The 404-nt window shown below is 64.8% G+C and carries 1 protein-coding gene; it reads left to right on the top strand.

The genetic code is table 11. The features are described 5' to 3' along the window. Positions 1-279, top strand: a 279-nt coding sequence (locus tag AC1DY7_RS31375) for a hypothetical protein (protein WP_477497661.1), incomplete at its 5' end; no start/stop codon positions are given. Positions 280-404: the final 125 nt, after the last annotated feature.

Raw genomic sequence — 404 nt, 5'->3', positions numbered from 1 at the left:
GCCTATTTGTCGGCGCTGGAACACGGCCGACGCGGCGCGCCGACCTGGACGTTGATCCAGAAGATCATCGGCTATTTCAACGTCATCTGGGAYGATGCCGAAGAGCTGGCGCGGCTGGCCGAGGCCTCGCATCCGCGGGTAAAGCTCGACACGTCGGGGCTCAGCCCCGCCGCGACGGAACTTGCCAATCTGCTGGCTGAGAACATCGAGAAGCTGGACGAAGCCGAGCTTCGCCGCATCACCGCGTCGATCCGGGCGGCACTTGGACGCACTGGATAGGATGGCATGAGGCGCCTGCCGGCGCTCGCCTCAATTGGAGAGACGATCGCCGGCGAGGCGTTGCATCAGTTCTTGCCGGCAGTGCTACCACGGCCGCCATTGTCATGATGGTCGCGGCCATGGCC

The organism is Mycobacterium sp. P2_H7, assembly GCF_056403275.1.
This window is presented reverse-complemented; position numbering and strand designations above follow the sequence as displayed.